At 60.1% G+C, this 6,018-nt stretch carries 4 protein-coding genes; 3 read left to right on the top strand and 1 reads right to left on the bottom strand.

All coding sequences use genetic code 11. From position 1 onward, the window contains the following. Positions 1–35 precede the first annotated feature (35 nt). Positions 36–1,184, top strand: a complete 1,149-nt coding sequence (locus tag ACW9IN_RS24585) for a glycosyltransferase family 4 protein (protein WP_457368260.1) — start codon at positions 36–38, stop codon at positions 1,182–1,184. Further along, complete coding sequence (locus ACW9IN_RS24590; RefSeq protein WP_457368261.1) at positions 1,181–2,062, top strand: glycosyltransferase; 882 nt, start codon at positions 1,181–1,183, stop codon at positions 2,060–2,062. The genes ACW9IN_RS24585 and ACW9IN_RS24590 overlap by 4 nt, the downstream gene beginning before the upstream one ends. Positions 2,063–2,117: 55 nt before the next feature. Here ACW9IN_RS24590 and ACW9IN_RS24595 read toward each other — a convergent pair whose 3' ends face one another. Continuing rightward, a complete protein-coding gene (locus ACW9IN_RS24595) occupies positions 2,118–3,974 on the bottom strand; it encodes an O-antigen ligase family protein (RefSeq protein WP_457368262.1) in 1,857 nt (618 codons plus the stop codon). Between the two features lie 159 nt (positions 3,975–4,133). On the opposite strand from ACW9IN_RS24595, the gene msbA reads away from it, so the two are divergent. Further along, positions 4,134–5,939, top strand: coding sequence for a lipid A export permease/ATP-binding protein MsbA (gene msbA / locus ACW9IN_RS24600; RefSeq protein ID WP_457368263.1), 1,806 nt, complete (start codon positions 4,134–4,136; stop codon positions 5,937–5,939). Positions 5,940–6,018 lie beyond the last annotated feature (79 nt).

The following is a 6,018-nucleotide window of genomic DNA, read 5'->3' on the forward strand; positions in this document are numbered from 1 at the left end:
CTGCCGCCCGCAGCCTGATTGCCCCATGGAGTGCTATGAAACCTCGTTTCAAAGTGTTGCAGTTACAGCCGGACTACAACGTCAAGGTCAATGACTTCGCCGATCTCGGAGAGCAGATCGTCAAATCGTTGCCGACTGAGCGTTTCGAGGTGACCTCTGCCTTTCTCAGCGGTCGTCCGCAACCGGGCCAGCCGTTGAGCGTGGCGGACCATTCCAAGTATTTCGAGTTTCCCGAAAAGGCCCTCAAGGGTATTCGCCTGGGCGCCATGTGGCAGATCTACAAGTACTGCCGCGAGCAGCGGTTCGACGTGGTGATCTGCAACCGTTTCAAGTCAGTGAACATGATGCTGTCGCTCAACCGCTGGTTGAAGATCCCGTTGTGCATCGGTATCTCCCACGGTTTTGGCGAGTACGACCGCGCCTATCGCCGTCGGCAGACCCGTCGCCTGGTCAGCCCGGCCTGGCGGTTTGTCGGGGTATCGGCGGCGGTCAGGGATTATCTGATCGGTCTCGGTTGCGGTTTCACGCGCGAGAACACGACCTTTGTGACCAACGCCATCGACATCCCCCAGGCCGAAGCCTTGCAACTGCCGCGTGAGCAGGCGCGGCTTGCGCTTGGCTTACCCCAGGAGGCCCGCCTTATCGGGGCCCTTGGGCGCCTGGTGCCGATCAAGGGGCATACGCATTTGTTGCAAGCGTTCGCCCGCCTCAAGGACAAGTACCCCAACGCCCAGGTTGGCATTATCGGCTCCGGGCGCGCGGAAGCCGACCTGCGTGGGGACATCGAGCGCCTGGGGCTGACCGGTCGCGCGCATTTGCTGGGGTTCCGAGAAGATGGCATGCAATATGTGCGCGCGTTCGATATCTGGACCATGCCGTCGTTACTGGAAGGTCTGGGCCTGGCGCTGCTGGAAGGCATGAGTGGACGCCTGCCGGTCATCGCCTCCAACGGGCCCGCCATGTTGCCGCTGGTCGAGGGCGCGGGCGGTTTGTCCCATGAGCCTGGCGACGTCGCACAACTGACGGCAGCCCTGGATACTTACCTGGCGATGAGCGATGAACAGCTGCGTGCAAAGGGTGAACAGGTCTTCCGTTATCTGGAAGAAAACCACGGACTGGATGAGTTCCAGCAAAAGTACCGGCAACTGATTGAAACCGGTTTGAAGGAAGCAGGTAGAGCATGACTCAGCAACAACCCCTGGTCTCGGTAATCATCGCGTCCTATAACCACGGCCAGTACATCGAGCAGAGCATTCTCAGCGTGCTCGGCCAGACCTACCCGCATATCGAATTGCTGGTGGTGGATGACGGGTCCAAAGATGACAGTGTGGAGCGCATCCAGCGCTTGCAGGCTGAACACGGCTTTGATTTCCAGGTGCAGCAGAACCAGGGACTGACGGCGACACTCAACGGCGCGATCGCTCGGGCCAAGGGCAGCTTGATCGCACCGTTCGGCTCCGACGACATCATGCTGCCAGACCGCATCGCCACACAGGTGGCGTACATGGCGGACAAGCCAAAGGTCGGTATCTGCGCCGGTAACATCGAGCTGATCGACGGTGCTGGCAACCTGCACCCGGAAAAGAAACAGCGTCGTGAGGTGCCGTTTCGCAGCCTGGACTTCGACGACATGTTCATGGATCGCAAGCCTTTTCCGCCTGCGCCGACCATGTTGATTCGCCGTGAGGCGCTGGAGGAGGTGGGTGGTTTCGACCCGCTGATTCCTCTGGAAGACTTGCTGATCCAGCTGAAGATCACGGCGGCCGGCTACACCATCGACGCCCTCGGCGTGGTGATGGCGCAGTATCGGCAGCACGCCAGCAACACCTACAAGAATCACCGCTACATGATCCAGAACATCCTCAAGACCTATGCAAAGTTCAGCGAACACCCGGCCTACGATGCCGTGCGCTACAACTTTCTGAACTCGATGTTCCTCAAGACCGCCGACCGTGACCGGCCGCTGGCGCGGGAGATCCTCAAGCAGATCCCGTTGAAGTTCTGGGGGAAGAAGACCTTTCGCGGACTGGTGCGGTTGTATCTGAAACCGCTGCGCCGTTGAGGCGACGGTAGACATGAAGAAGGCGACTATCAGCGGTGATAGTCGCCTTTTTTGTTCAGGCGGCGGGCTGGCTGAGGGTCAGCACATGTTCGCGAATCCTGGCGGTAGCGCTTGGGCTTGCCACCGATGCGTAGCCTTTGGCCAGTTGTTCGAAGTGTGCTTCGAACAGCCAGTTGCGGTCCTGCGGATAGCGCTGCATATGGTGCAGGTTGCGCTGGCGCAGCGCGTGGCGCAGCGGTGACGGGAAGACGCGCAGGTCGGCCACATCGATCAGGCCAAACTCACCATCCTCCATCAGCAGCACATTGCCCAGGTGCAACGAGCGAAAGTACACGCCGCGCTCATGCAGTTGCGCCATGAAGCGGCCGAAGCGCTCGATCAGCGACTCACGCAGGCTGCTGTCCAGGCTTTGCAGGGCCTGGCGCAGGGTCAGGCCGGGCAGGGGCGCGTAGCTGACTGCGCTACTGCCGTCAGGCAGGCGATAGAGATCGAGAATCTGCGGTGTCGGGATGCCCAGGGTGCGCAATTGCTCGCAGTTGCTGGCAAACCGCTCGGAATAAGGGTTGAAGCTACCCGAGGTGTACCAGCGGCGCGCGCGGAACACCTTGAGAAAGCGGCCGTCTTCCAGACGCAGGACTTTCGGGCCCAGGCCATCGGCTTCGATCACATGGGCGTCGCTGCACAGCTGTTCGAACGCCTCGGGCTTGAGGTTTTGCACCGGCAGGCGCAACACGCTGCGACGACGCTGGGCAATGCTCAGGCCGGCGATGATCGCCAGCGGGATCCACAGCAGGAACCAGTGTTCCTTGGGCCGTGACAGGATGCCGCCGCCTTCGGTCAGGCCGGCGCCGATGCCGTAGGCCAGCAGGGACGAAGCCAGGATGAACAGCGGTTGTGCCCGCTCCTTGAAGCTTTTATAGAAGCCCCAGCCAATCATGAAGATCCATGGGATAAACCCGATGATGCCGATGTAATACAGCACGCCCAGGGCAAAGCTGTGGGGCTCGCGAAGCTCGGTACCCTGGGAAAGCGTCAAGTACAACTCGGAGTCGTAGCTGTGTCCGATCCAGGGGTGTTCGGCAATGCGTTGCAGTGACATGGTCCAGAGTTCGAAGCGGTAGGAGCTGCCACGGTTGGTGATGAGTTCGGGGTAGAACAGCAACAATCCTGCTGCACCTGCGACCATTCCGGCGAGCAGCAGCGCCGAACGCCGGTTGCGGTTGACGAGTGCCAGCCATAGAACGGTCAGCACCAGCGCCACCAACGGGGTGCGCGAACCGGTTGCGAGGATGGCAGCGGTCATCACTGCCAACGCCGGCAGGCTGAACCACAGCACCTGCAAGCGGCGTGTCGTCATGCAGACGTACAGCCAGTAAACGCAGAAAAAGCCGAATACGTGGGAGCTGAGCAGCGGGTTATCGAGTGCGCCGCGGCCGCCGATCATGCGCATGTCGGGTGAATAATCTTTCACGAATGCCACGAGGTTGAACACGCAGACCACCAATGCGATCACCGCGGCGCTGAAGAAGACCGGTTTGAACACATCGTTGCGGTAATGCAGCAGAAGCCCGCAACCGGCGAACAGCATGAAGGTGTGCAGCGGCCGCTTGAACAGGTCGGTATCGGCGGTGGGCTCCGGGCTCCATAGCAGGCTGGTCAATGCCCAGGCGGAAAACACCAGGAACGCGATCGCCAGGGGCTCTCGCAGCAACTCCTTGAATTCCCTGGGCCGCAGGCACAGCAATATCAGGGTCGGGGCGCTGAAAAGAGCGTAATAGAACTTGTGCAACACATTGCGATTGGTGACGAAGAACAGCGAGCTCAGCAGCAATAACAAGCCAATGGGCAGAATCCAGAGGACCAGGAAGTCGAAAACGCGATTTGAGCCATAGATCAGGCGCTTGGAATGCATACGAAAAAGCCGTTCCAGAATAGAGAGAGCCGACCATCTTAAAGTAGTGGCTATTTAATGTCGCCGGTCGGATCGAGCCGGATTGAGGGTCATGCGGGGTGCAAGTACAACAGAGAAGCTGTGCTAAAGTCAGCCTCCTTTTTCAAAACGCCGCGTGATATGACCGACTCCAGTCCGAGCGCAAGCCCTTCGAGCTTGAAAATATACTTCCGCCTGCTCAGCTACGTTAAGCCTTACATGGGCTTGTTCGCGATGAGTATCATCGGATTTCTGATTTTCGCGTCGACCCAGCCGATGTTGGGTTACATCCTCAAATATTTCGTCGACGGCCTGTCCAACCCGGAAGCCGTGCTGTTCCCCGGTGTGCCCTTCCTCAGTGACCTGCAATTGCTGCAGGCCGTGCCGCTGCTGATCATCCTGATCGCGGCCTGGCAGGGCCTGGGTTCGTTCCTGGGCAACTACCTGCTGGCCAAGGTTTCCCTGGGGCTGGTGCATGACTTGCGGGTGCAGTTGTTCAACAACCTGCTGACCCTGCCCAACCGCTATTTCGACAACCACAACTCCGGGCACCTGATCTCGCGCATCACGTTCAACGTGACCATGGTCACGGGGGCGGCGACCGATGCGATCAAAGTGGTGATTCGCGAAGGCATGACGGTGGTCTTTCTGTTTGCTTCCCTGCTGTTCATGAACTGGCGCCTGACGCTGGTGATGATCGCCATCCTGCCGCTGATCGCGGTGATGGTCAGCACGGCCAGCAAGAAATTCCGCAAGCAGAGCAAGAAAATCCAGGTGGCCATGGGTGATGTGACCCACGTGGCGTCCGAGACCATCCAGGGCTACCGCGTGGTACGCAGCTTCGGCGGCGAAGTGTACGAGGAAAAGCGCTTTCTCAAGGCCAGCCAGAGCAATACCGACAAGCAACTGCGCATGACCCGCACCGGGGCGATCTACACCCCGGCGCTGCAACTGGTGATCTACACCGCCATGGCCGTGCTGATGTTCCTGGTGCTTTACCTGCGCGGCGATGCATCTGCCGGTGACATGGTGGCCTACATCACCCTGGCCGGTTTGTTGCCCAAGCCGATCCGTCAGTTGTCGGAAGTCAGCTCGACGATCCAGAAAGGCGTGGCCGGTGCAGAGAGCATCTTCGAACAACTGGACGAAGAGGTCGAGGTCGACCAGGGCACGGTCGAGCGCGACAAGGTCAGCGGTCGTCTCGAAGTGCGCAACCTGAACTTCACCTACCCTGGCACCGAGCGTCATGTGCTCAAGGACATCAGCTTCACCGCCGAGCCTGGGCAAATGATCGCGTTGGTCGGACGCTCCGGCAGCGGCAAGTCGACCCTGGCCAGCCTGATCCCGCGCTTCTATCACCACGAGAGCGGTGACATCCTGCTTGATGGTGTGGAGATCGAGGATTACAAGCTGCTCAACCTGCGCAAGCACATCGCCCAGGTGACACAGCATGTGACCCTGTTCAGCGACACCGTGACCAATAACATCGCCTATGGTGACCTGGCGGGCGCGCCGCGCGCGGACGTTGAAGCGGCGGCGGCGGACGCCAATGCCAAGGATTTCATCGACCAGTTGCCCAAGGGCTTCGACACGCCGGTCGGTGAAAACGGCGTGCTGCTTTCCGGTGGCCAGCGCCAGCGCCTGGCGATCGCCCGTGCGTTGCTCAAGAACGCCCCGTTGCTGATTCTCGACGAAGCCACGTCGGCCCTCGATACCGAGTCCGAGCGGCATATCCAGGCAGCGCTGGACAACGTCATGCAGGGCCGCACCACCCTGGTGATCGCGCACCGCTTGTCCACCATCGAGAAGGCCGACTTGATCCTGGTCATGGACGATGGCCGGATTGTCGAGCGGGGCACCCACAGCGAGTTGCTGGCGCAGAACGGTTACTACGCGCGCCTGCATGCCATGGGCCTGGATGCTCCCGTCTCCGCCGAGATTACCTGACCCAATGATTGCACCGGCCTTTTGTGGGAGCGGGCTTGCTCGCGAATGCTGTCTGACATTCAACCGTGATGTTGACTGG

The sequence above is a fragment of the Pseudomonas sp. SDO5271_S396 genome, assembly GCF_054071795.1.

Bases quoted from the DNA above. Each gene is read 5' to 3' on its own strand.
- ACW9IN_RS24585 (WP_457368260.1), top strand. From the start codon at position 36: ATGAAACCTCGTTTCAAAGTGTTGCAGTTACAGCCGGACTACAACGTC.
- ACW9IN_RS24590 (WP_457368261.1), top strand. From the start codon at position 1,181: ATGACTCAGCAACAACCCCTGGTCTCGGTAATCATCGCGTCCTATAAC.
- ACW9IN_RS24595 (WP_457368262.1), bottom strand. From the start codon at position 3,974: ATGCATTCCAAGCGCCTGATCTATGGCTCAAATCGCGTTTTCGACTTC.
- msbA (WP_457368263.1), top strand. From the start codon at position 4,134: ATGACCGACTCCAGTCCGAGCGCAAGCCCTTCGAGCTTGAAAATATAC.